Source organism: Streptomyces sp. NPDC002817 (genome assembly GCF_053592055.1).
This window is the reverse complement of record NZ_JBSFUY010000097.1, coordinates 1-2,632: the sequence shown is the minus strand read 5'-3', so window position 1 is coordinate 2,632 and position 2,632 is coordinate 1. Positions and strand designations below refer to the sequence as shown.

At 63.0% G+C, this 2,632-nt stretch carries 2 protein-coding genes; both read left to right on the top strand.

Annotation, left to right across the window (positions count from 1 at the left end):
- Positions 1–208: 208 nt before the first annotated feature.
- Positions 209–1,996: a group II intron reverse transcriptase/maturase gene (gene ltrA, locus ACWD3I_RS49095; RefSeq protein ID WP_365414158.1), complete on the top strand. Its 1,788-nt coding sequence runs from the start codon at positions 209–211 to the stop codon at positions 1,994–1,996.
- Positions 1,997–2,189: 193 nt separating this feature from the next.
- A complete protein-coding gene (locus ACWD3I_RS49090; protein WP_451084467.1) occupies positions 2,190–2,516 on the top strand; it encodes a hypothetical protein in 327 nt (108 codons plus the stop codon).
- The last annotated feature ends 116 nt before the right edge of the window (positions 2,517–2,632 follow it).

The window sequence follows — 2,632 nt, the reverse complement described above, 5'->3', positions numbered from 1 at the left end:
AGGAAGGCCCGAGAAGCAAAGGCCGCTGGGGCGAAAGCCCAGGGGAAAGGGCGGACGACGGCACCTCAGCCGCCGCCTATAACCCGGCGGATACCAGCCAGTTGGCTGGGCGCGAAAGCGAGCTGACGCGGGGCTGGTGGACCTTTGAAGATGCCAACGCAATGAGACCGAAAGTCAGGAGACCGGAGTGGACGCGGAGGTGGTTGACGTGACCGTCGTGACCGTCGCGACGGAATCTGAGGCAGCCGACGTGACAATGGCCCTGAGCGACGCCGAGCAATGGCGCAGTACCGACTGGGCCAAAGCGGAGGCGGACGTCCGGCGACTGAGGCAGCGGATCTTCAAGGCGGCACGTGAAGAAGACCCGAAGAGGGTCAGAAATCTGCAGAAGTTGATGCTGAGGTCACGAAGCAACACGATCGTTTCGATCCGCCGAGTGACACAGCTCAGCGCCGGACGCCGCACCCCCGGAGTCGACGGGGCGGTCGTGGTCGAGGAACGGCAACGAGGACAACTCCTGCGGGAGCTGACCGCGGAGCCGCGGTTCAGGCCACTGCCGGTGCGGCGGGTGCACATCCCGAAGGCGAACGGCAAGAAGCGACCACTGGGCATCCCCACGATCCGGGACCGAGTGGAGCAGGCCAGGGTGAAGAACGCCCTGGAGCCGGAATGGGAGGCACGTTTTGAAGGGCGAAGTTACGGCTTCAGGCCCGGACGAGGGTGCCATGACGCGATTGGCGCGATATTCCAGACACTCGCCCGCAAGGGCGCCAAGAAGGTCTGGGTCCTGGACGCTGACCTGTCCAGCGCGTTCGACCGCATCGACCATGACCGCTTGCTGGATGCCATTGGCGACTTCCCGGCCTGCCGGGAGATCAGAGGATGGCTGAAGGCCGGGGTAATGGAGAACGGCAGGTTCGCCCCCACCGAGGAGGGAACGCCGCAGGGCGGGGTGATCAGCCCCCTGCTGCTCAACATTGCACTCCATGGCATGGAAATCGCTGCTGGATACGATCCGAGCCTCACGCAACTACAGAGGTCTCGGAGAAACATCCCGACGCTGGTCCGCTACGCCGACGACTTCGTCGTCATGTGCGCAACGGAGGCTGAAGCATGGCAGATCAAGGAGAAGCTCATCGACTGGCTGATGCCGAGAGGGCTGACCTTCAACGACGAGAAGACCCATGTGGTCCACGCGTCGGAGGGTTTCGACTTCCTCGGATTCAACGTCAGTAGGTACGACGAGAAGCTCCTGATCAAGCCCAGCAAGGCAGCGGTGCAGAAGGTCAAGAGGGAGATCACTGGCCGATGCGAGCGCATGGCAGCGGCCAGAACAACGGATCTGATCCGCAATGTGAACCCCCTGATCAAAGGTTGGGCCACCTACTACCGAAGCGCCGTATCCAGCGAGACGTTCAACAAACTGGATTGGTGGCTGTACAAGCGGGCGTACAGGTGGGCAAAGAGACGGCACGCTCAGAAGTCGCGCAGCTGGGTCAAGAGCGCGTACTTCGGCCGCTTCAACCCAACCCGGCAGGACAACTGGGTCTTCGGCGACAAGGAGACCGGTGCCTTTATGGGCAAGTTCGGATGGACGAACATCCAACGCCACGTGATGGTGAAGGGTGCAGCGTCCAAGGACGACCCGGAACTGGCGGAGTACTGGCGGGAACGAACGCGTAAGCGGAAACACCCGCAGGCAGACGGCAAGTTCGCCGTCAATCTCGCAGCCAGGCAGAAGGGACTCTGTCCGCTGTGCGGACTTGACCTGATCGATGGAGCGACGTACGAACCTGCCTCAGTCCGCGACTGGGCCAACTGGTTCCACGCCAGCTACCGGACGATTCACAAGCATCATCTGACCTACCGCTCACGCGGCGGGTCAGATCAGGCGTCCAACCAAGCCCTGGTCCACTCCGACTGTCATCGGAGGCATCACGCGTCCCATGACTACGGCCAAGCGCAGAATCAAGTGCTGCCCGAGGGGTCTGCTTGAGCCGTGTGCCGCGACGAGTGGCACGCACGGTTCTGAGGGGGGCCTCGTCCCGAGAGGGGCGGGGCCTACCCGACAGATGCGGCGTCACGACACCAAACGGCCCCGCGCCGAGCGCTCGCTGCTTTCCGTCTACTGGGCTGTTTCGGGCTATGGCCTACGTGCTTCCCGCGCCTTTGGCTGGCTGCTCGGGTCCATGGCCGCGACCGTGCTCGTGATGATGCTGTGGGGCGTACCAAAGGATGCTGTGAAAGCCGAGAGCAGTGGCCGGCTGATAGGCCAGAGCACCTCGATGACGAACGATACGACCACTCCCGTCAATCCCGACGGGCCGCTCGGTCAGCGTCTGACGTCTCAGCGATTCGAGAAGTCCATGCGCGTGGTAATCAATTCGGTGGTGTTCCGGTCATCGAGCCAGGAACTGACCACCGTTGGAACGTACGCCGAGATGCTGTCCCGTCTTGTCGAACCCGCAATGCTCGGCCTGGCGGCTCTCGCCGCCCGTGGCCGCGTCAAGCGGTGACACTCTTTTGGGTGATGCCCCACGGGGCTTGACCCGGAATCTTGGACACGGGCTATGCGGCTTGGGCCAGGGTAGTTGATGTTGTGTCGAGTGCCGTCTCGTAGGCGATGGGACTG